Below are 20,427 nucleotides of genomic sequence, written 5' to 3' on the forward strand. Positions count from 1 at the left end.
GCATGATCCGAGCTACCGTTCCACCGCCCCATTTCCCTTTCAACCCCAATGCGTACAAATTGGGTATTATCGAGCAGCAGGACATTGTGTGCGAGTGTTGCCAGCAACCCCGCGCCTACAACTACACCGGGCCGATATTTTGCGTGGCCGACGTTGAGGAGTTATGCCCCTGGTGCATTGCGGATGGCTCGGCGGCGCGGAAATGGGACGCAGAGTTTCAGGATTTGGCCTCGGTAGAAGGCCACGACCCAAACCCGCAAGGTGCTGCACCGGCGGCACTCAATCCGGCTTCGGTGGAGGAGGTGTTATTCCATTCGCCGGCCTACAACTCCTGGCAGCAAGGCGTGTGGCTGACGCACTGCCAGGACATGTGCGTGTTTGTGGGCTACGTGGGCGGCAATGACATTCGGCCTTTGCTCGATGAGTTGCGCCCGGACCTGGAAGCGTGGCCGAATGAAGAGTTCCTGCTGCGTAATCTGTCGGCTGATGGAAGCCTGACCGGCTACCTGTTTCAGTGCCGGCATTGCAACCTGCACCGGCTGCACATCGACTGTGATTAACTGGCTTCCGCTTTCAACTTATTTCTATGAAACCCGCTACCGACAACGCCACCCGCTGGAAGCTGGTGCTTGGCTCCGAGGCCGATGCGCAGAACCAGATTGCCTTCGATGCCGACTACAAAGGCATGGACGACGTGCTGACCTCGCTCTACGACCAGTCGGAGCGCAAGGCGGGGCTGGGCGGCTCCGCACCCCGCGTGAGCCGCTGGCTGGGCGACATCCGTACCTATTTTCCCTCGGAAGTGGTGGCCGTGATGCAGCGCGACGCCATGGACCGCCTGGGTTTGCAGCAGCTGCTGATGGAGCCCGAAATCCTTCGCACAGTGCAGGCCGATGTGCATTTGGTGGGCACGCTGATGTCGTTGAGCCGGGTGATGCCTCAAAAGGTGAAGCATACGGCCCGGGAGGTGGTGGGCAAGGTGGTGAAGGAGTTGGAGCAGAAACTTTCGAACCCACTGCGTCAGGCCGTGCAGGGCGCCCTGAGCCGGGCCGTGCGCAACCCCCGCCCCCGCTACCGGGAAATCGACTGGGCCGCCACCATCCGCGTCAATCTCAAGCACTACCAACCCGAGCAGCGCACCATCATTCCGGAGCGGCTGGTGGGCTTCGGGCGGCGCGGACAGGCCCTCAAGGAAATTGTGCTGTGCGTGGACCAGAGCGGCTCGATGGCGTCGTCGGTGGTGTACGCGGGCGTATTCGGGGCGGTGCTGGCTTCCATTAAAGCGGTGAAAACGCACATGGTGGTATTTGATACCAGCGTGGTAAACCTCTCGGAAGATTTGCAGGACCCGGTGGATCTGCTGTTCGGCGTGCAGCTGGGCGGCGGCACCGATATCAACCTGGCCCTGGGTTACTGTCAGCAGCTCATCACCCGCCCCACCGATACCATTCTGGTGCTCATCAGTGACCTATACGAGGGCGGCAACGAGCGGGAAATGCTCAAGAAAGCCGCCGCCCTGCGTGCTGCCGGCGTTACGGTAGTAGCCCTGCTGGCCCTAGCCGACGACGGAGCCCCCAGCTTCGATAGGCGCGTGGCCGAGCAGTTTGCGGCCCTGGATATCCCCTCCTTCGCCTGCACACCGGGGCAGTTTCCGGGACTTATGGCGGCGGCCATTCAGGGGCAGAAGCTGCAGGTGTAGGCGGTTTGTCATTGCGAGTAACGCACGGAATCTGGGAGCGTGTCTAGAAATACAGAAGAACGTCATGCTGAGCTTGCCGAAGCATCTCTACCGCTTCGTTGAACGGACCTGATGAAGCGGAAGAGATGCTTCGGCAAGCTCAGCATGACGTTCTGGGACCGTTTCGCGCCGCTCGGAATGACAACCACCGCTTACCAGCGTCATGGGCCCGTATACGCCAACTGCCGTACCTTGCCTTTCGCATGAAAATACTCCTGGTGGAAGACGAGCCCAAGCTGGCGTCTTTCGTGAAAAAAGGCTTCGAGAATGAGGGCTACGAAATCGAAATAGCCTACGACGGCCGCGTGGGCCAGTCCCTGATTCAGCAAAACCGCTACGATTTGGTGATTCTGGACGTGAACTTGCCCTACGTGAACGGATTTGAGCTGTGCCGCCTGGTACGCCGCCAGGATGCCCACGTACCCGTGCTGCTGCTCACGGCCCTCGACAGCCTCGACGACAAGGTGACGGGCTTTGAATCCGGCACCGACGACTACCTGGTGAAGCCCTTTGAGTTCAAGGAGCTGCTGCTGCGGGCCCGGGTGCTCACGCGCCGCCACACCGAGGCCGCCACCGTCAAGCGCACCCTGCAAATTGCCGACCTGGAGCTGAACCTCGACGCCAAAACCGTCAGCCGCGCCGGCCACCGCATCGACCTGACTACCAAGGAATACGCCCTGCTGGAATACCTGCTGCTGAACCGGGGCAAAATCATTTCCCGGGTAGATATTGCCGAGAAAGTCTGGGAGCTGAATTTCGACACCAACACCAACGTCATCGACGTGTACGTGAGCTACCTGCGCAAAAAGCTGGATAAGGGCTACCCCGTAAAGCTCATTCACACGGTGGTGGGCATGGGCTACGTGCTGCGGGAAGGGTAATCAAAGGCGAAGTTGTGAAATGGTGAAGTTGTGAGCTGTTCCCGCTTTCTTATCATCCTGAGCAGCGCGAAGGACTTTATTCTATGAGGGCGTCTGGCACACAATGCTATTCACACGGGATAAGATCCTTCGCGCTGCTCAGGATGACAGCCGCCTACCTTACTACCCACAACTTCACCATTTCACAACTTCACCACCTCCCCCATGCTCATCCGCAACAAGCTGATTTTGCGCTTTACCCTGCTGGTGGTGGGCATTCAGTTGTGTTTTTCCGTTTTCATCTACTACTTCCACGCCACCACCCGGGAGCAGCGCTTCATCAACCGGCTGGCCGGTAAAGCCACTATGACGGCCCGGGTGCTGGTGCGCCACGACAGCCTCAACCACGGGCTGCTGCGCACCATGCACCGCCGCGACCTGTTCACGGTGCCCGGGGAGCAAATCAGCATTTACGGGCCCGGTCAGCACCTCATCTATACCAGTGCCGACAACCTCAGCCAGCGGCTCAACTCCCGGTATCTATCCCAAATTCAACCCAACCGGCCGGTGCATTTTACTGATGGGCACTTGGAGTCGATTGGCATGTACTACGTGCGTAATGGAGAGCCGCACTGGATTTTTGCCGCCGGCCACGACGACTTCGGGCACCAGCTGCTGGAGAAGCTGGGCGTAATTCTGCTGGCGGCCAACCTGGGAGCCATGGTGCTCATTATTCTGGCAGGCTGGTACTTCGCGGAAGAGTCGTTGAAGCCTATTTCGCGGGTGGTGCAGCAGGTGGAGCGCATCACGGCCTCTCGCCTGAACGCGCGGGTGGATGAGGGCAACGGTACCGACGAAATAGCCCAGCTGGCCCGCACCTTCAACCATATGCTGGGCGGGGTGGAGCAGGCATTTGAGTCGCAGAAAAGCTTTTTGAGCAACGCCAGCCACGAGCTGCGCACCCCGTTGGCCTCGGTGCTGGGCACGCTGGAAACGGCGTATGCCTACGATACCACCCTACCTGAGGCCAAGCACAGTATCGGCTCGGCGGTGGAGGAAATCAAGAAGCTTATTGCCCTTACCAACGGCCTGCTCAGCCTGGCTAAAGTAACGGACCCCGCTTTTCAGCAGCAGCCCGTGCGCCTAGATGAATGCCTGACCCAGGCCCTGGAAGCCTGCCAGAGCCGCTACCCCGGCCGGGAGCTACGGTTGGAATTCGGGAAGCTGCCCCCGGAAGTAGAGGACATGTTTATGGTGCGCGGCAACGAGCAGCTCCTCACCACGGCCCTGCTCAACCTGCTCGATAACGCCTGCAAATACTCCACCGGCCCGGTGCGCGTGTCGCTGGGCTACCTCACCGCGGCCACCCTGCGCGTGCAGGTCCAGGACCAGGGCATTGGCATGGAACCCCACGAACTGGCCCGCATCTACGAGCCCCTGTACCGGGCCGGCAGCGCCAGCACGGCCTCCGGCTACGGCATCGGGCTGCCCATGACGCGCAAAATTGTGCAGGTGCACGGCGGGGAAATTCGCCTCACCTCCCAGCCCAACCAGGGCACCACCGCCACCGTGGAGCTACCCGCAGCGGAGTAAGGCAGTTGATAGCGCAGGCCGCGGCAAGGCTCCGGTCCGGCGGGCGGAGCCCGTCGGGCCGGTTGAAGTGAGCTGAGGTTGTTACCGCATCGTTCAGGTGAGATGGTCGGCCCGCCGGAACGTCCCGGTCCGGCGGCTGCAAGCCGTCGGGCCGGTTGTCGTCAGCTGACACCCGGACGACGACGGAACAACATCAGCTCACTTCAACCGGCCCGATGGGCTGCGCCCGCCGGACCGGGACGTTCAAGCTGCTGCGGAGGCGCGCAAAACACCCCTTTCTAACTTCTTCTAATTCCCTTCTCATACCGTTTTAATCTCGCGGGGCGTGGTTTGCGGCTATGATGGGTAAACCGACCAACCTGCGCGGCCCGCGCGGACTGCTGCTGGGGTTGCTGCTGGGCACCCTGTTGCTGTCGACGGGGCTGAATCTCTTCTTGCTGTGTCAGGAGCCGGCATTCCTGGCGAGCTACGACCTGGACGGCCCGTTGCTGGAATCGGCGACGGAATTGGAGCTGCTGCAGACCCGGCAGGCGCTGGTGGAGTGCCAAGCCGGTCACCTGCGCACCACTGCCTCGGCCCCCGCCGATACGCTGGCCTCTCCCCTGATTTCCCTTACTCCCTGAGCTACCGGCAGTCCGCTGGTGGCTTTTTGTATGTCCCTTCCATCTCTCTGCATGCTCCCTCGCCAACAACACGTGCTGAATGCGCTGGCCACCTGCGCCGGTATCTGCGACCAATACGCCGCCTCGGCCCTACTTGACCCGGTTCCAACTACATACCAACGCAGCTACCGTCTCAGCCGCGACTGCGCCGACGTGTGCCGCCTAACGGCCGCTTTTGTAGCCCGGGAGGCCGAGCATATGCCCCAACTACTCCGGACCTGCGCTGAGCTGTGCCAGGCCTGCGCCGCCGCATGCGCGCAGTTTGACACCATCCAGCACCGCCTGTGTGCCGAGGCCTGCCGCCGCTGCGAAGACGCCTGCCGGGTGGCGCTGATATAGGCGGGTTTTAATCTTTTTTAATGTGAGGCTCACACGGCTCTAATGCCAGCGGGTGAGTTTTGCCGGATACGCTCCTCTTCTGTGCCTTTTCCCCAACACCTGACTATGCCCTCCTCCCTCCTTAAGTCTTTCTGCTGGCTGTTGCTGCCGCTGACCTCGGCCACCCTGGCCGGCTGTGGGGCCAACTCCCAGGCCGAAACCCCTAAAGCGGAAGCACCACTTACGCTGCCCACCACCCAGCTCACGGCCCGCGACACCATCCTGACCCACGACTACGTGGCCGATATTCAGGCGGTGCAGAACGTGGAAATCCGGGCCCGGCTGGAGGGTTTTCTGGAGCAGATTTACGTGGATGAGGGCCAGGCCGTGCGCAAAGGGCAGCCGCTGTTCCGCATCAATGATACCGAGTATAAAAGCCGGCTGAGCCGGGCGCAGGCCGCCCTGAGTAGCGCCCAGGCCGCCGCCCGCGTGGCCCGCCTGGAGCTGGAACGGGTGCAGCTGCTGACCAGCAAAGACATCATTTCCAAAACCGAGCTGGAGGTAGCCCAGGCCAAGTACCACGCCGCCCAGGCCGATATTCAGCAGGCCCGCTCCACGGCCGCCAACGCGGCCCTCATGCTGTCTTACACAACGGTAAAGGCGCCGTTTGATGGCGTCATCAACCGGATTCCGCTGAAAATGGGCAGCGTGATTGAGGACGGCACCCTGCTCACTACGGTGTCGGATATCAACGACGTGTTTGCCTACTTCAACGTGTCGGAGGCCGAGTATCTGGAGTACGCGAAGAAAAGTAAGCGCGACTCCGCCCGGCGCACCAACGTGGCCCACCTGCTGCTGGCCGACGGCTCCACGTACTCCGTGAAGGGCAAGGTAGAAACCGTGGAAAGCCAGTTTCAGGCCAACACCGGCTCCATTGCCTTCCGGGCCCGCTTCGATAACCCCCAGGGCCTGCTGCGCCACGGGGCCAGCGGCAAGGTGCGCCTGAGCAACACGGTGGAAGATGCCGTGCTGGTGCCCCAGAAATCGGTATTCGAGATTCAGGATAAGAACTACGTGTTCATGGTGGACAAGCAGGGCCGGGTGAAGCAGCACGCCTTCCAGCCCCAAACCCGCCTCTCCGACTTCTACGTGGTGAAATCTGGCCTTAAAAGCGGCGACAACATCGTGTACGAGGGCGTGCAGGACCTGCGCGACGGTGCCACCATTCGGCCCCAGCCCGTGGCCATGGACGAGTTGATTGAGGACGCCCGGTAACTGCTGCCTCACTGGAATCAACTAGCCCAAAAAGTCAATTTCCCACTTCCGCAAAGCGGGATTAAGGGTGGTTAATAGTGCCGGCACGTTGCTGGCCCTGGTTTCTGCGTGCCAAGCTGAGGGGACTGGCAGGCAATGGACCAGCGGAGAACCCACCGTTCAACACTCCGGTTAACCACCCTTTTCCGCCTTGTGAGGGCGGTATTCTCCTAAGCCATAGCCCACTTCGCAGCCCTTCCGATACCCACACCGTATGCTCGCACTCTTCATTCGCCGGCCGGTTCTCTCGCTGGTGATTTCCTTGTTTATCACGTTTCTGGGCGGACTGGCTTTGTTCTCGCTGCCCATTACCCAGTTCCCGGATATTGTGCCGCCCTCCGTGACGGTAACGGCCCGCTACACCGGCGCCAACGCCGAGGTGTGCGCCAAGGCCGTGGCCACGCCGCTGGAGCGCGCCATCAACGGGGTGCCGGGCATGACCTACATGTCGTCGGTGAGCAGCAACAGCGGCCTGACGGTGATAACCGTGTTTTTCCAGGTAGGCACCGACCCCGATCTGGCCGCCGTGAACGTGCAGAACCGGGTGCAAACTATCATTGATGAGCTGCCGGAGGAGGTAATCCGGGCCGGGGTGAGCACCGAGAAGGAGGTGAACAGCATGCTGCTCTACCTCAACGTGATGAGCGAAGACCCCAAGGTGAGCGAGAAGTTCATCTACAACTTCGCCGATATAAACGTGTTGCAGGAGCTCAAGCGCATTGATGGCGTGGGCTTTGCCGAAATCATGGGCCAGCGCGAGTATTCTATGCGCGTGTGGCTACAACCCGACCGCATGCTGGCCTACAACGTGTCGGCCGAGGAAGTGGTGGAGGCCATCCGGGCCCAGAACGTGGAGGCGGCTCCCGGTAAATCGGGGGAAAGCTCGGGCCAGGATGCCCAGATGCTGCAATACGTGCTGCGCTACACCGGCAAGCTCTTCGAGCCCAAGCAGTACGAGGACATTGTGCTGCGCGCCAACCCCGACGGCTCGGTGCTGCGCCTCAAGGACGTGGCCCAGGTGAAGTTTGACGTGCTCAGCTACGGCATGGTGTCCAAGATTGACGGCAAGCCCTCGGCGGCCATCATGCTCAAGCAGCGCCCCGGCTCCAACGCCTCCGATGTAATCAAACAGGTGAAGGAACGCATGGCCGAGCTCAAGCAAACGTCCTTCCCGCCCGGCATGACCTACAACGTGGCCTACGACGTGTCGCGCTTCCTTGATGCCTCCATTCACGAGGTGCTGCGCACGTTGGTGGAAGCGTTTTTGCTGGTGTTTGTGGTGGTGTACCTGTTTTTGCAGGACTGGCGCTCCACGCTGATTCCGGCCCTGGCGGTGCCGGTGGCCCTCATTGGCACGCTGTTTTTCATGCAGTTGCTGGGCTTTAGCATTAACCTGCTCACGCTGTTTGCTCTGGTGCTGGCCATTGGTATTGTCGTCGATAACGCCATTGTGGTAGTGGAGGCCGTGCACGCCAAAATGCATGAGAAGCACCTATCGGCCATGGACGCGACGCTGGAAGCCATGTCGGAAATTGGGGGCGCCATTGTGGCCATTACCCTGGTGATGTCGGCGGTGTTTGTGCCGGTGTCGTTCATGGAAGGCCCGGTGGGCGTGTTTTACCGGCAGTTTTCGCTTACGCTGGCTATTGCCATCGTCATTTCGGGCGTGAATGCCCTGACTTTGACGCCCGCATTGTGCGCGCTGATGCTGAAGCCGGTAGCGCACCAAGAAGAAGGCAAGAAGCTGGGGCTGATGGACCGGTTCTTTGCCGGCTTCAACCGCCGCTACGAGGCCCTGGCTACCCGCTACCAGTGGCTGGTGCGCACCGTGGCCAGTCGCCGCCTCATTACTATTGGCCTGCTCGTGGGCTTTTGCCTGGCCACCTGGGGCGTGAATTCCGTGCTGCCCAGCGGCTTCATCCCGACCGAGGACCAGGGCATGGTGTACGTGAACGTGACCACCCCGCCCGGCGCCACCGTGGAGCGCACCGAGAAAGTGCTCGACGAAATCCAGAAGGTAGCCGCCAAGCTGGGCCCGGTAGAATCGGTGTCGACGCTGGCGGGCTACAGCCTGATGAACGAGGTGGCCGGGGCCAGCTACGGCATGGGCATGATTAACCTCAAAACCTGGGATGACCGCAAGGAGTCGGTAACCGACCTGATTGCTCAGCTCAACGAGCAGACCAAGCACATTCACGACGCTGACATCCAGTTCTTCCCCCCGCCCACGGTACCGGGCTTCGGTAACTCCAGCGGCTTCGAGCTGCGCCTGCTCGACAAAACCGGGCGCGGCGACCTGCCCGCCACGGCTCAGGTAGCCAACAAGTTTATCACCGCCCTCACCAACACGCCGGCCGTGGGCGGGGCCTTCACCGGCTTCGACGCCAGCTTTCCCCAGTACCTCATCCACGTGGATCAGGACCAGGCGGCCAAGAAGGGCGTGACGGTGGATAAGGCCATGAGCACCCTGCAGACGCTGATGGGCTCGTTCTACGCCTCCAACTTTATCCGCTTCGGGCAGATGTACAAGGTGATGGTGCAGGCCGCCCCCGGCTACCGCACCAGCCCCGAGGACGTACTGAAAATGTACGTGAAAAACGACCGGAATGAGATGGTGCCCTACTCCAGCTTCGTGCGCCTGGAGCGGGTATACGGCCCCGAGCAGCTCACCCGCTACAACATGTACACCTCGGCCATGCTCAACGGCGACGCGGCCCCCGGCTTTAGCTCCGGCGACGTGATTAAGACCATTGAGGAAGTGGCCGCCAAGGAGCTGCCCCGGGGCTACAGCTACGAGTGGAGCGGCATGACCCGGGAGCAAATCCTGAGCGGCGACCAAGCCATCTACGTGTTTGCGGTGGTGCTTTTGTTTGTGTACCTGCTGCTGGCTGCCCAGTATGAGAGCTTCCTGCTGCCGCTGCCGGTGCTGCTGAGCTTGCCCACCGGCATCTTCGGGGCCTTCCTGTCCCTGAAGCTGCTGGGCCTGGAAAACAACATCTACGCCCAGGTTTCGCTGGTTATGCTGATTGGTTTGCTGGGTAAGAATGCCATTCTCATTATTGAGTTTGCGGTGCTCAAGCGCAAGGAAGGCATGTCGGCGCTGGAAGCGGCCGTGCAGGGCAGCTACTCCCGCCTCCGCCCCATCCTGATGACCAGCTTCGCCTTCGTTGCCGGCCTGATTCCGCTGACCATTGCCACCGGCGCGGGCGCCCTAGGCAACCGCTCCATCGGCACCGCGGCGGCGGGCGGCATGCTCATCGGCACTCTGTTCGGTGTGGTGCTGATTCCGGGCCTCTACGTGCTGTTTTCGCGCCGCAGCAAGCAGGAGAAGCAGCGTCAGCAACTCCCCGAACCAACCGAAACCCTGGAACCCGCCCACGCCTAACGGCCCAAAGAATCTAGCTCCCCTCCTCAGATGAGGAGGGGTTGGGGGTGGTTGATAAGGATAGAACGATTTCATACCAACGCCCGCACGATGTAGAGACGCGACACTTCGCGTCTCGACGTCAGAACGGCCAGAACCGCGCAGTATACTAACATCAGCAACGATTGAGACGCGAAGTGTCGCGTCTCTACATCGGCGGCCCACCTAGCTCATCTCTGCATAAAGAGACAAACAACTCTAGCCTCGCTAGCCCCATGACCCTACCAATTTCAATACGTCCCCTCACCCACCGCCTGCTACCCGCTTTGGCCGCGCTAACCCTGGCGGCCAGCTGCCGGATAGCCCAGCCCACCGTGCAGCCCGCCGCGGCTACCATGCCGGCGGCTTTCCCGGCTACGGCGGCTACCACTGACTCCTCTTCGGTAGCAAGTCAGCCCTGGCGGCAGTTCTTTGGGGATAAAAATCTGGTGGGCCTGATTGATACGGCCCTGCAGGCCAACCCCGATTTGCGCACGGCCATCCAGCGCATTGAAATTGCCCGGGCCACGTTGCAGGTGCAGCGCGGGGCCCTGCTGCCCACCGTGAGCGGGGTGGCCAGCGCCGGCGTGGAGAAGTTCGGCGACTACACCCTCAACGGCATCGGCAACTACGACACCAACCTCTCGCCCAATATTGAAGGCCGGCAGCGCATCCCCAACCCTACTCCCGACTTCTTCCTGGGTTTGCGCAGCTCCTGGGAAATTGACCTCTGGGGCAAGCTGCGCCAGCGTCGGCAGGCAGCCTACCTGCGGGTGCTGGCCTCGGAAAAGGGCCGACATTTGGTGGAAACGTCGTTGGTAGCGGAAGTGGCGCGGCTGTATTTCAACCTGCTGGGGCTGGACAACGAGCTGGCCGTCCTCACCAAAAACCAGCGCCTGCAGGAGCGGGCCCTGGATATTGTGCGGGTGCAGAAGCAGGCCGGGCGCGCCAACGAGCTGGCCGTGCAGCAGTTTACGGCCCAGCTCCTGCGCACCCGCAGCCTGGAAGCCGAAACCCAGCAGCGCATTGCCGCCTCCGAAAACGCGCTGAACCGCCTCCTGGGTCGCTACCCCCGGCACATTGCCCGGGGCTTGCCCATCCTGCAGCAGCCTCTGCCCACCCAGGTGCAGGCCGGCCTCCCCGCCAGTATGCTCCTGCGCCGCCCCGATGTGCAGCAGGCCGAGCTGGAGTTGGTAGCGGCCCGCGCCGATGTAGCGGCCGCCCGGGCGGCGTTTTTGCCCTCCCTCACGCTCACGCCGTTTGTGGGCGTGAATGCCTACCGGGCCTCGGTGCTGTTCAACACGCCCGGCTCCCTGGCCTACGGGCTGCTTTCGGGGCTGAGCGCGCCCCTGCTCAACCGCAACGGCCTCAAAGCCGACCTACGCCGCTCGGCCGCCGAGCAGCAGATTGCCTACAACGACTACCAGAAAGCTGTGCAAACAGGCTTCGAGGAAGTGAGTACCAGCCTGCGCGGCATCGGCAACTACCAGCGCATGTTTGAGTTGCAACAGCAGGAAGTGGCCGCCCTCAACAAAGCCGTGAGCGTATCCGATGACCTGTATAAGGCAAACTACGCCTCTTACCTAGAAGTAGTAACCGCCCAGCGCAGCGTCCTGGAAGCCGAGCTGAACCTCACCCAAACCCGCCGCCAGCAGTTCCTCCTCCTCATCGACCTCTACCGCGGCCTGGGCGGCGGCTGGACGCCGGCGGCTTCGGCAGAGTAAGTAGCAAGACGTAGTAAAATAGAGAAGCGGCGCCACTAATGCAGTGGCACCGCTTCTCTATTTTAAGCAGTTTCAAGCAAAGTCATCATTAGGCCGTCATTCCGAGCGCAGTCGAGGAATCTCGCGTGCTGACGTTGTGCTGGTAACTCTAATGGAGCGGTAGAGATGCTTCGACAAGCTCAGCATGACAGATAGTTTGGCAACGTCAGCACGCGAGATTCCTCGACTGCGCTCGGAATGACAGTCTATTATTAGCCTGCGGATTTCCCTTATCACCCTTACAACGTGCCACAATCATCCGAGCCGATGGGGGCACCGTCGGGCATGGGGAGGGCGGGCGCGGGCTGGAACTTCTCGGGGTTATCCTCGAACTGCTTGATAGTACGCAGAGCAGCAAGGGCGGTGGCGCGGCGGTTTTCCTCTTTGGCTTTCTGGTCTTTTTGAAGCTGTTTTTTCAGGTCTTCGACTTTCAGGGCGGCCAGGGCTTTCACGCCTGCCGGGGCTTGCGGGGCGGCGGCCAGGGCCAGTAGCTTTTGTAGCGTGAGCATCTGCACGAGGCGCTGCAGCTCGCCGGGGTAGCCAGTTTCAGGCCGGGACTGCCAGGTAGCGGCCAGCAGCTTATCCAGCACCGCGCCAAGGCCGGGCTGCTCGGCGTGGCGGGCGTGATACTCCTCCAAACGGGCTGCCCGCTGCGGATTCAGCAGAAACTCCAGCGTAGTGGCCGCCGCTGATTCGGCCGCACCCAGCGGGTCGAAGGTGAGGCCGGTGCGGGCGGGGAAGGTTTCGCGGCTGCGGCCGTAGTTCACCGGTCGGGGCGGAATCTTCGTCAAGAGTTCCTCCGACAGGGCCAGCTCCCGGGGCGAAATCGTGCGCAGCAGCGCGTCCAGGGCCTTCCATTGCTCGGCGGGCTCCAGCAGTTTGGTGGTGGTTTGGCCGTCGCCCTTCACGGCGTAGGTGTAGTAAAGGCCGCCCAGTTCCTTGGAAACGGCCTCCACCTGGTAGCGCTGCAGCAGGTACATGGGCACCAGCACTTCCTCCAGCATGGCCATGGGCTGACCGGGAGCCAGGGCTTTTTCGGAGAAGCGGGCCAGCAGCTGGCGGCGCACGTCCATGAGGCGGTTCAGCTCGTCGGCGGCGTTGGGGCCGTCGTCCCAGAGGTGGGCCGTGGGGTGGGCCCCGCCGGCGGCCCGGGCATCGGCATCGGCCATGAACACGTAGCCATCAGCCAGGGTTTGCTTCATTACGGCGTCCAGCGCAGCTTTTTCATCCGCCTGCGGGCCGAAGTCCTGGTAGCCGTAGAGGATGGCGCGCTTGTCCCAGCTGCCGATGCCGGTGGCGTAGGCCTCGCTCAGATCAATGCTGCCATCGGCGCGGGTTTTGATGCGGGGCATGGGGTAGTCCATCACCGACGACCGATCCTTGGTGCTGGCCGAGTAGTTGTGGTAGAGACCCAGGGTGTGGCCTACCTCGTGGGCGGCCAGCTGGCGCAGGCGGGCCACGCCCATCTGCAGCATTTCGGGGCTGGTAGGCTTGCCGTCCTCGTAGGGCTGCAACAGACCCTCGGCAATCAGAAAATCCTGGCGTACCCGCAAGGAGCCCAACGACACCTGCCCCTTGATGATTTCGCCGGTGCGCGGGTCCGTGATACTCGCGCCGTACGACCAGCCCCGGGTGGAGCGGTGCACCCACTGAATGAGGTTGTAGCGGATGTCCATGGGGTCGGCGTCCTCGGGCAGCAGCTTCACCTGAAAGGCGTTGCGGTAGCCGGCCGCCTCAAACGCCTGGTTCCACCACGCGGCCCCTTCCATGAGAGCGGAGCGTACGGGCTCCGGCGCGCCCCTATCCAGGTAGTACACAATGGGCTCCACGGCTTCGCTCTGGGCCGCTGCGGGGTCTTTTTTGGCGAGGCGGTGCCGCACCAACTGCCGCTTCAGGATGGGCTGGTCGATGGGCGTGGCGTAATCCATGTACTCATTGGCGAAGAAGCCGGCGCGGGGGTCGAAGGGCCGGGGCTTATAGCCGGCATCAGGCAGCTGCACGAAGGAGTGGTGCATGTGCACCGTCACGGCGTTCGGGTCGGGGGTAACAGACTGAATTTCGCGGCCTTTGGCTTTGCCGGTGAGGGTGATGATGGCCTCAAACTCGGAGTTCTGGGGAAACCCCTTGGTATTGGGCAGAAACACCGCCGAGCGGCTTTCTTCGGCCTTGTAGCTGCCCTGCTTGAGGTCTTCCAGCCGGTCACTGATCTGGTGGGAGTCGCGCAGCAGGAAGGGCGTAAGGTCGATGAGCACTTTGCTGCCCTCCTGGGCCTCGGCCTTGAAACCCCAGATAACCGACTGTGCAAACGCCTGCTCCACCGATTTGCGCTCCTCGGGGTTCGGGCTCACGGCGCGGTAGTCGTAATTGGGCTGGAGCAGCAGAATCTTGGGCCCGCTTTTCACGAATTTCACAATGCGCGTCTGCCCGATCTGGCCCCGGTCGAGGCCCAGGTCGTTGGAGCCCACGCCCTGGGGCAGGCTGCTGACGTAGAGAATTTCCTGGTCAAGCTTGTCGATTTCCAGCAGGATGCGGCCGCCCTTTTCGTCCCAGTAAAACGGGAAATAGCCCGGGAACTTCTGGAGGCCTTTCGTCTTTTCGGCCAGGGTTTGGGCCGAAGCCAGCGGCGCACTCAGCAGGAAGCCGCCGAGCAGCAGGGAGTAGATTTTTTTCACGCAGAATGGGAGAATAGTCGGGAGCCGGAAGATAAAGCCGGAAGTTGATAGTTAGGAGCGGGTTTGAGATTTAAAAAGCCCGTCATGCTGAACTGGCCAAAGTATCTCTCACCTCGTTTATCTCATGAGGCTGTTGGTCTTGTCATCCTGAGCGCAGCGAAGGACCTTATCACGACTCAACGAGGGTGCCGCAGGTGTAGTAAGGTCCTTGGCTTCCCTCAGGATGACAACGCCATTGTTTACAGCCACAGCGTCAGCACGCGAGGTTCCTCTGTTATCGGCTTGATGCGCCACATGCTCGGAATGACGTCCAAACAAACCGGTGGGAATACTCCGGCTTTGCGCTGCTTGACCGGCGGATATGACGGGCGCTTTATGAGGATGCAACGCTCGGCCGGGGGCGGGTATCTTACGGCTTGATTCCCCCTATTCTATTTCTGTGCATTTTCTACACTCTGCCCTCCTGCTGGCAGCCCTGCCCCTGGCCACGTCGGCCGCACCCAGGCCTCTTACCGCCCGCGAAACCCGCAACCTCTCGGCCCTCACCAAGCTGGTGGGCGACGCGAAATATTTCTACCCCAACCGCCACACGGCTCGCCTGAGCTGGGAAACGGTGCTGGTGCGCAGCATTCCGGCCGTGCGCCGGGCCCGCACCGATGTGGCCCTGACTCGCACCCTCGACAGTCTGCTGCGGCCTTTGGCGCCAGAAATCCGGTTGAGTCTACCTAATTCACCGACGGCACCTGCAGCCCTGGCGACAATGGGTACCGGGCCCTACTACTTCTGGGAGCACCACAGCCTGGGCCAGGATAAAACGGGGCTGCCGGTGGCCCGGCTGATGCTGAGGCTGGCTGGCATTCCCTACGCCAGTACCATTCGGGCCGCCTCGGGAGCGGTGGCCGACAGCCTGTTTCCGAGTGGGCAGCGCCGGTACACCGCCGCCCTGACCGACTCCATGCGGCTGGAGCTACCACTGGTGCTCACGGAGGCGCAGTACCGGCGGCGGCTTTCGTACCGGTTGGGGCGGCGGGTGCGACGGTTGTCGGCCGCTACGCCGGAGCAGCGGCTGGCCACGGTAATGCTGACCTGGAACATTCTGCAGCACTTTTACCCTTACCGTGCAGTGCTGGAGCGGGCTCAGTGGGAGGCAGTTCTTCCAGCGGCCCTGCAGCAAGCAGCCCAGGCCGCCACCGAAGCGGAGCTACTCGCCGCCTGCCGTACCCTGCTGGCCCACCTCCCCGACCGGCACGTGGCCATCGGCCCCAAAACCCGCACCGGCCTGCGCATTGTGGACCCGCCCTGGGCGCTGCAGTTGGTGTTGGTTGAAGACCAAGTGGTAGTGCGGCAGATTCCGGCGGCGCTGCAGCCCGCCGTAGCCAGAGGAACCGTGCTTACCCACGTAAATGGCCAGTCGGTTGGGTTTATAATCGATACGCTGCAAACTCACATTCCGGCTACCTCCCCGGCCGTAGCGCGGCAGCTGGCCGCCGAGCAGTTGCTCACCAACCTTACTACTAGAGCTCCCGCCGCCACATTCACTCTGCGCGACTCGCTAGGCCACAGCACCATTGCCCGGTGGCCCTTCCGGCAGCTGCGGGGCAGCCTGTACAACCAGGCACCGCCAGTTCAGGAGCTGGTACCGGGGCTGGTGTACGTGGATGCCGCCCGCCTGCGCTACCCCGATTTCGAACGGGCCCTGCCACAGCTGCAGGCCGCCCAAGGGTTGGTAATTGATGTGCGCCAGCGGCCCCATTACGACCTGCTGCGCATCCTGCCCCACTTCACTCAGCAGCCGCTACTCACGGATAGCCTTGCCATGCCGCTGCTGCGCCAGCCGGCTTTCAGTCAGGCTGAATTCGAGGGGGAGAAGTCGGCCCGGAAGCTGCCGCAGCTGCCGTTTATTGCTGCGCCCAAAGTATTTCTGGTGGGCCCGCACACCTACAGCTACGGCGAAACCATTGCCGAGCTGGTGCGGCGCCACCAGCTCGGCTTGCTGCTGGGCCAGACCACCGGCGGGACGAATGGAGAAATGAATTTTGCGGCCATCGGGCGGGCGTACCTGCTGAGCTGGACCGGGCGGCGGGTGGTGAGCCGCGGCGGCTCCTACCAGGGTGAGGGTATTACGCCGGATGAAGCAGTAACCCCCACGCTCCGCCAGGTAGCCGCCGGGCGTGATGCGGAAATAGAGCGGGCCGTAGAGCTGCTGCAGAAAAACCAGCGTCCCAACTGAGGCTTTGCGGGTGGCCGGCGCGGGCCTGCAATAGAGGAGCTTAAGACTTTTGCCGGCTCTGGTGGTTATCTACCACGGCTATTTTCACCAGCCCGTGCGTACCTCATCCATCCATACTCCCTTCAATGGCTACTAACACCACCACTCCCGCCAAAACCTTCACTCTGGGCAACGACCTGACCGTGAACCGCATGGGCTACGGCGCCATGCGCATCACCGGCGAGGGTATCTGGGGCCCACCCCAGGACCACGCCGAGTCCATCCGGGTGCTGCGGCGCGCCGTGGAACTGGGCATCAATTTCATCGACACCGCCGACAGCTACGGCCCGAACGTATCCGAGGAGTTGATTGCCGAGGCCTTGCACCCCTACCCGGCCGGTCTGGTCATCGGCACCAAGGGCGGGCTGCTGCGCACTGGCCCCAACCAGTGGCCCATTGACGCCAGCCCCAACCACCTACGCCAAGCCCTGGAAGGCAGCCTGAAACGGCTGAAACTGGAGCAAATCGACCTCTACCAGCTCCACCGCATCGACCCGAACGTGCCGTTTGAGCAGACGCTGGAGTTTCTGCAGCAAGCCCAACAACAAGGTAAAATCAAGCACATCGGCCTTTCGGAGGTTACCGTGGAGCAGATTCAGCAGGCGCAACAAGTGGTGCCCGTGGTGTCGGTGCAGAATATGTACAGCGTGGACAACCGCAAGTGGGAAGATGAGCTGACCTACTGCGAGCAGAACGGCCTGGCCTTCATTCCCTGGTATCCGCTGGCCGGCGGCAACCAGGAGGCCCTGAGCAAACTCACCGAAATCGGGCAGCGCCACAACGCCAGCACCCAGCAAGTGGCCCTGGCCTGGCTGCTGCACCGCTCCCCCAACATCCTGCTGATTCCGGGCACCTCCAAAGTGAAGCACCTGGAAGAAAACGTGCAGGCCGCCTCTATTCAGCTTTCTACTGAGGATATGGACGCCCTGAACAAGTTGGGCGGTGAGTAATTCCTCTTGCCTGTAGTAGAACGTCATTCCGAGCGAAGCCGAGGAATCTCGCGTGCTGATGTCAGGTTACCTCCGTAACGTCAGCACGCGAGATTCCTCGGCTTCGCTCGGAATGACGTTTCAGGATGTATTTGTTCAACACCTAATTCTCCCCATTATGCCCCAGCAACCCAACCTGCAACGCTTCCTCGACGCCCAGCAGCGTGACTACGCCACCGCCCTGGCCGAAATCCGGGGCGGCCGGAAGCGCAGCCATTGGATGTGGTATATCTTCCCCCAAATTCAGGGGCTGGGCTACAGCGAAACGGCTCGGTTTTACGCCATTCAGAGCCAGCAGGAAGCCGAGGCTTACCAGCAGCACCCAGTGTTAGGGCCCCGCCTGCGGGAAATCAGTGAGGCACTGCTGACACTGGAGAGCCTCGACGCTACCCGCATCATGGGCAGTCCGGATGATGTGAAGCTGAAGTCGTCGATGACGCTGTTTGCCGCGCTGAAAGATACTAACCCGGTTTTTCAACGGGTTCTGGACAAGTTTTTCGGCGGCGAGCAGGATGGCAAAACCCTGCAAATCCTGCGGCAGAATCCGTAGCAGCCAACACTGCAATACCACCTGTCATTCTGACCGAAGGGAGGAATCTGGGTTAGCCTACAAATGGTTAACCCAGATTTCTCCCTTCGTTCGGAATAATAGGTTTAGGACTTCAATACCGTCTCAATCTGCGCCAACTCTTCTGGGCTGAACTGCAGGTTTTCCAGGCAGCGCAGGGAGTCGGTGAGCTGCTCGGGTTTGCTGGCCCCGATGAGCACGGAGGTAATCCGCTCGTCGCGCAGAATCCAGCTCAGCGCCATCTGGGCCAGGCTTTGCCCCCGCTGCTGGGCCAGCTCATTAAGCTGCTGCACCTGGCGCAAACGCTCGGGCGTTAGTTGGGTTTCGGTGAGGAAGCCCACGCCTTTGGCCACCCGCGAATCCTCGGGAATGCCGTGCAGGTACTTGTTGGTGAGCAGGCCCTGAGCCAGGGGCGAAAACGGGATGCAGCCCACGCCTTCCTGGCCCAGCACATCCAGCAGACCACCTTCCACCCAACGCTCAAACATGGAGTATTTGGGCTGGTGAATCAGGCAGGGCGTGCCCAGCTCCCGCAGGATGCGGATGGCCTCGGCGGCCTCCTGGGGCTGGTAGTTGCTGATGCCCACGTACAGCGCCTTGCCCTGGCGCACCATGTGGTCGAGGGCCGACATGGTTTCCTCCAGGGGCGTATCCGGGTCGGGACGGTGGGAGTAAAAGATGTCCACGTAGTCCAGCTTCATGCGCCGGAGGCTCTGGTCTAGGCTGGAAATGAGGTATTTGCGGGAACCCCACTCGCCGTAGGGCCCTTCCCACATGTGGTAGCCGGCCTTGGTGGAAATAATCAGCTCGTCGCGGTAACCCCAGAAATCCTCTTTCAGGATGCGGCCGAAGTTGGTTTCGGCCGAGCCGGGGGGCGGGCCGTAGTTGTTGGCTAGGTCGAAGTGGGTCACGCCGCTGTCGAAGGCCCGGTGCAGGATGGCGCGGAAGTTCTGGAGCACGTCCACGTCGCCGAAGTTGTGCCAGAGGCCCAGCGAAACGGCCGGCAATTTCAGGCCGCTACGGCCGCAGCGGCGGTAGGGCATCTCGGCGTAGCGGCCGGGGTTGGGTTGGTAGGGCATGATGCGGGGAGTTAGGTGGTTTGGAGCAGCAAGTACGCAGGAACCTGCCCAAAGCAAGCTCAGCCACAGCCATTTTTCCCTTGAACACCCGTACTTTTCTGGCGCTTCTCCTCCGCAGCGGGCTCGTGCCTGCCTCCATTTTTTCAAAATGCCTGCCATGCCCAACCTGATTCCTACCTACCGGCTGCAAGCGTTTTCTCCCTCTGATGCGGACCCGGCCGAGGTGTTTTTTCTGGATGAGCACTCCCACACCACCGGGCCGCCCCTGGGCGTGCCGTACCGGGGCAACTACTACAAAATCGGGCTGTGTCTGCGCGGCACGGCGGAGCTGCGGGCTAACCTGGAAACCTACCACATCGAGCCGGGCAGCCTGATGCTCATCACGCCCCACATCATCAAGGAGTGGTCGTCCTTTTCCGCCGACCACGACAGCCTGTCGGTCTTTTTCACGCCCGAGTTCATCACCACCCGCAACCACATTCCGGTTGATAACTTCCAGTTTCTGGAGACGATTACCCACCACGTATTGCCCCTCCCAGCGGCCGAGGCGGCTGGTATCACGGCCTCCATGCGGCTGTTGCAGCAGAAGTTCCAGGCCCCACCCCCCTACCGCAATCAGGTTATCAAGAACCTCATCAACAGCCTGCTCTACGAAGTGGTAGGCCTCTACGACCAGCAACACGCGGCGCACCAGGCCAGCCAAACGCGCAGTCAGCAGCTCACCGCCGAGTTTAAGCGGCTGATAAACGCGCACTGCACCACCGAGCGAAGCGTGCAGTTTTACGCCGGCCGCCTGTGCATCACGCCCAAGCACCTCACCGAAACCGTGAAGCAGACCACCGGCAAAACTGCCGGCGAGTGGATTGAAGAGGCCGTAATGCTGGAAGCCAAGGCCCTGCTGCAGCACGGGCACCTCACCGTAGCCCAGGTAGCCGACCTGCTGCACTTCGCCGACCAATCCGCTTTCAGCCGCTTCTTCCGCAACAGCCTCGGCCTCTCGCCCACCGCCTACAAGCAAGCAGGGTAGGATTTAGCTACACGTCTCCAACCGGTTCTATTGTTGAACAAGAGCTAGCAGCTAGGAAGTGTTAACAGTGGCTAGTATGTTTGGGAATGGAGTACATGTTGACCGACGCGCAGTGGGCGCGCATCGCGCCGTTACTGCCGGGCCGGGAAGGCACGAGCGGCGGGCGGGGCCA

Annotated in this window: 15 protein-coding genes; 13 read left to right on the forward strand and 2 right to left on the reverse strand. The window is 61.8% G+C overall.

The window, feature by feature from the left end; translation table 11 throughout:
• The first annotated feature begins 2 nt into the window (after positions 1-2).
• The 9 genes from ROI90_RS20630 (at position 3) to ROI90_RS20670 (ending at position 11,612) form a co-directional block, all read left to right on the forward strand.
• A complete protein-coding gene (locus ROI90_RS20630; protein ID WP_316000178.1) occupies positions 3-560 on the forward strand; it encodes a CbrC family protein in 558 nt (185 codons plus the stop codon).
• Between the two features lie 26 nt (positions 561-586).
• The gene (locus ROI90_RS20635) at positions 587-1,699 is read left to right on the forward strand and encodes a VWA domain-containing protein (protein WP_316000179.1); all 1,113 of its coding nucleotides are present in this window, start codon (positions 587-589) and stop codon (positions 1,697-1,699) included.
• A 242-nt stretch (positions 1,700-1,941) separates the two neighbouring features.
• The gene (locus ROI90_RS20640) at positions 1,942-2,619 is read left to right on the forward strand and encodes a response regulator (protein ID WP_316000180.1); all 678 of its coding nucleotides are present in this window, start codon (positions 1,942-1,944) and stop codon (positions 2,617-2,619) included.
• A 204-nt stretch (positions 2,620-2,823) separates the two neighbouring features.
• Positions 2,824-4,191 (forward strand): HAMP domain-containing sensor histidine kinase, encoded by a 1,368-nt coding sequence (locus tag ROI90_RS20645; protein WP_316000181.1) that lies wholly within the window; start codon positions 2,824-2,826, stop codon positions 4,189-4,191.
• 338 nt (positions 4,192-4,529) lie between these two features.
• Complete coding sequence (locus ROI90_RS20650) at positions 4,530-4,814, forward strand: hypothetical protein (RefSeq protein ID WP_316000182.1); 285 nt, start codon at positions 4,530-4,532, stop codon at positions 4,812-4,814.
• A gap of 51 nt (positions 4,815-4,865) precedes the next feature.
• Positions 4,866-5,192 carry a four-helix bundle copper-binding protein gene (locus ROI90_RS20655; protein ID WP_316000183.1) on the forward strand — a complete coding sequence of 109 codons (327 nt, stop codon included), beginning with the start codon at positions 4,866-4,868 and terminating at the stop codon, positions 5,190-5,192.
• A gap of 105 nt (positions 5,193-5,297) precedes the next feature.
• Complete coding sequence (locus tag ROI90_RS20660) at positions 5,298-6,446, forward strand: efflux RND transporter periplasmic adaptor subunit (RefSeq protein ID WP_316000184.1); 1,149 nt, start codon at positions 5,298-5,300, stop codon at positions 6,444-6,446.
• 253 nt (positions 6,447-6,699) lie between these two features.
• A complete protein-coding gene (locus ROI90_RS20665; protein ID WP_316000185.1) occupies positions 6,700-9,870 on the forward strand; it encodes an efflux RND transporter permease subunit in 3,171 nt (1,056 codons plus the stop codon).
• Between the two features lie 254 nt (positions 9,871-10,124).
• Positions 10,125-11,612 (forward strand): efflux transporter outer membrane subunit, encoded by a 1,488-nt coding sequence (locus ROI90_RS20670; RefSeq protein WP_316000186.1) that lies wholly within the window; start codon positions 10,125-10,127, stop codon positions 11,610-11,612.
• A gap of 278 nt (positions 11,613-11,890) precedes the next feature.
• Here ROI90_RS20670 and ROI90_RS20675 read toward each other — a convergent pair whose 3' ends face one another.
• Positions 11,891-14,323, reverse strand: coding sequence for a zinc-dependent metalloprotease (locus ROI90_RS20675; protein WP_316000187.1), 2,433 nt, complete (start codon positions 14,321-14,323; stop codon positions 11,891-11,893).
• A 439-nt stretch (positions 14,324-14,762) separates the two neighbouring features.
• Between ROI90_RS20675 and ROI90_RS20680 the strand changes: the two genes are divergently transcribed.
• The 3 genes from ROI90_RS20680 (at position 14,763) to ROI90_RS20690 (ending at position 18,131) form a co-directional block, all read left to right on the forward strand.
• Positions 14,763-16,553 (forward strand): S41 family peptidase, encoded by a 1,791-nt coding sequence (locus tag ROI90_RS20680; RefSeq protein ID WP_316000188.1) that lies wholly within the window; start codon positions 14,763-14,765, stop codon positions 16,551-16,553.
• A gap of 125 nt (positions 16,554-16,678) precedes the next feature.
• A complete protein-coding gene (locus ROI90_RS20685) occupies positions 16,679-17,542 on the forward strand; it encodes an aldo/keto reductase (protein WP_316000189.1) in 864 nt (287 codons plus the stop codon).
• Positions 17,543-17,699: 157 nt separating this feature from the next.
• Complete coding sequence (locus tag ROI90_RS20690) at positions 17,700-18,131, forward strand: DUF1810 domain-containing protein (protein ID WP_316000190.1); 432 nt, start codon at positions 17,700-17,702, stop codon at positions 18,129-18,131.
• A gap of 104 nt (positions 18,132-18,235) precedes the next feature.
• On the opposite strand, the gene mgrA is transcribed toward ROI90_RS20690, so the two are convergent.
• The gene (gene mgrA / locus ROI90_RS20695; protein WP_316000191.1) at positions 18,236-19,228 is read right to left on the reverse strand and encodes an L-glyceraldehyde 3-phosphate reductase; all 993 of its coding nucleotides are present in this window, start codon (positions 19,226-19,228) and stop codon (positions 18,236-18,238) included.
• A gap of 148 nt (positions 19,229-19,376) precedes the next feature.
• Between mgrA and ROI90_RS20700 the strand changes: the two genes are divergently transcribed.
• Complete coding sequence (locus ROI90_RS20700; protein ID WP_316000192.1) at positions 19,377-20,255, forward strand: helix-turn-helix domain-containing protein; 879 nt, start codon at positions 19,377-19,379, stop codon at positions 20,253-20,255.
• The last annotated feature ends 172 nt before the right edge of the window (positions 20,256-20,427 follow it).

This window comes from Hymenobacter endophyticus (assembly GCF_032464715.1).
Taxonomy (GTDB): domain Bacteria; phylum Bacteroidota; class Bacteroidia; order Cytophagales; family Hymenobacteraceae; genus Hymenobacter; species Hymenobacter endophyticus.

Coding starts and splice junctions, on each gene's coding strand:
- ROI90_RS20630 (WP_316000178.1), top strand. CDS start 3: ATGATCCGAGCTACCGTTCCACCGCCCCATTTCCCTTTCAACCCCAAT.
- ROI90_RS20635 (WP_316000179.1), top strand. CDS start 587: ATGAAACCCGCTACCGACAACGCCACCCGCTGGAAGCTGGTGCTTGGC.
- ROI90_RS20640 (WP_316000180.1), top strand. CDS start 1,942: ATGAAAATACTCCTGGTGGAAGACGAGCCCAAGCTGGCGTCTTTCGTG.
- ROI90_RS20645 (WP_316000181.1), top strand. CDS start 2,824: ATGCTCATCCGCAACAAGCTGATTTTGCGCTTTACCCTGCTGGTGGTG.
- ROI90_RS20650 (WP_316000182.1), top strand. CDS start 4,530: ATGATGGGTAAACCGACCAACCTGCGCGGCCCGCGCGGACTGCTGCTG.
- ROI90_RS20655 (WP_316000183.1), top strand. CDS start 4,866: ATGCTCCCTCGCCAACAACACGTGCTGAATGCGCTGGCCACCTGCGCC.
- ROI90_RS20660 (WP_316000184.1), top strand. CDS start 5,298: ATGCCCTCCTCCCTCCTTAAGTCTTTCTGCTGGCTGTTGCTGCCGCTG.
- ROI90_RS20665 (WP_316000185.1), top strand. CDS start 6,700: ATGCTCGCACTCTTCATTCGCCGGCCGGTTCTCTCGCTGGTGATTTCC.
- ROI90_RS20670 (WP_316000186.1), top strand. CDS start 10,125: ATGACCCTACCAATTTCAATACGTCCCCTCACCCACCGCCTGCTACCC.
- ROI90_RS20685 (WP_316000189.1), top strand. CDS start 16,679: ATGGCTACTAACACCACCACTCCCGCCAAAACCTTCACTCTGGGCAAC.
- ROI90_RS20690 (WP_316000190.1), top strand. CDS start 17,700: ATGCCCCAGCAACCCAACCTGCAACGCTTCCTCGACGCCCAGCAGCGT.
- mgrA (WP_316000191.1), bottom strand. CDS start 19,228: ATGCCCTACCAACCCAACCCCGGCCGCTACGCCGAGATGCCCTACCGC.
- ROI90_RS20700 (WP_316000192.1), top strand. CDS start 19,377: ATGCCTGCCATGCCCAACCTGATTCCTACCTACCGGCTGCAAGCGTTT.